Source organism: Variovorax sp. N23 (assembly GCF_025486315.1).
In the GTDB taxonomy this organism is placed as follows: domain Bacteria; phylum Pseudomonadota; class Gammaproteobacteria; order Burkholderiales; family Burkholderiaceae_C; genus Variovorax.
In genome coordinates this window covers 1-1,340 of record NZ_JAOOPY010000037.1, presented here as the reverse complement: position 1 = coordinate 1,340, position 1,340 = coordinate 1, and the positions used below count along the sequence as shown (strand labels likewise).

Annotated in this window: 1 protein-coding gene; it reads right to left on the bottom strand. The window is 63.7% G+C overall.

The features are described from left to right. Window positions 1-1,166 (bottom strand): methyl-accepting chemotaxis protein (locus N8A90_RS25325; RefSeq protein ID WP_262078049.1); only part of this gene is annotated, 1,166 nt, incomplete at its 3' end. Window positions 1,167-1,340: the final 174 nt, after the last annotated feature.

Genomic DNA, 1,340 nt, shown 5'->3' with positions numbered 1-1,340 from the left:
ACCACCGTCGCCTTGACGGCTTCGCCGCCTTCGCTGGCTTCGGCCGCCGCCTTGGTCGCCATGCTGTCGGTGATCTTGGCGTTCTCGGTGTTCTGCGAGATGGAAGCAGTCATCTGCTCCATCGACGCGCTCGTCTCTTCCACACCCGCGGCCTGCTCGCTCGACGCCTGGCTCAGCGACTGCGCCGTCGCGCTCACCTCTTCGGAGGCACTGGCCAGCGATTCGGCACCGCCATTGACTTCGGCGACCACATCGGCCAGCTTGTCGGCCGTGGCATTGACGTAGGTCTTGAGCTCTTCGTAGACGCCCTGGTACTGCTCGGTGATGCGCTGGGTCAGATCGCCCTGCGCCATGCCGCCGACCACCCGCACCACATCGCCCACGCTGCCGGCGGTGGCCGATGCCATGTCCTTCATCGCCTGCAGCAACTGGGCGGTCTCATCCTTGCCATCGACGGCGATCTCCACCGCCATGTCGCCCTGCGCCAGCTGGTTGGCGACCTTGACCGCCTGCGCCAGGGGTTGGGTGATGGCTCGGGTGATGGCCCAGGCCATGGCCAGGCCCAGGACGGTACAGGCGCCGAGGATGGCGATCACCCAGAGACGGGCCGCCGCGTAAAGGCTGTCACCTGCGGCGCTGGCGTCGTTGCCCCCCTTTTCGTTCAACTCGACCAGCTTGGCGAGGGTGTCCGAGAAGGCGTCATAGAGCTTGCTGGATTCACCGTTCATCAGCGCCATCGCGTCCGAAGTCTTCAACGCCCGCGAGAGCACCAGCATGCGGTCGTGCACCACGACGTAATCCTTGAACTGCTTCAGGAACAGGTCGAAGAGTGATCGCTCCTCGGGCGACGAGATCAGCTTGGCGTAGAGGCCTTCGGTCTTCTCCATCGACTCCATCAACCTGCGCATCTTGGCCTCGGCGGCCTGCATGTCGGCCGGCGCTTCGCTGACCACATGTTCCAGTTCGGCGATGCGGTAGTCGGAGGTGTTGGTGTCGATCTCCTTGACGAACTTGATGCTGGGCATCCAGTTCGAGGCGATCTCGGTGGAGGAGTCGTTGACCTTGGACATCTGCGCCAACGCAAACAGTCCCAAGCCGGCCATCAGCACCAGCACGACGGCAAAGGCGCCGAACAGCTTCGGGGCGAGTTTCAGATTCTTCAGCATGGGACGCTTTCTGGGGGGTGTCAGGTATGGTGGTTCGAATCAGGCCGCAAGATCGGCCAGGGTGGGGAGGTCTTCGATCGACAGCACGTTCGCCACATCGAGCACGATGACGAACTTGCCGCGGACCTTGGCCATGCCGCAGACGAAGTCGCTGCGGATGGCCGAGCCGAAGCT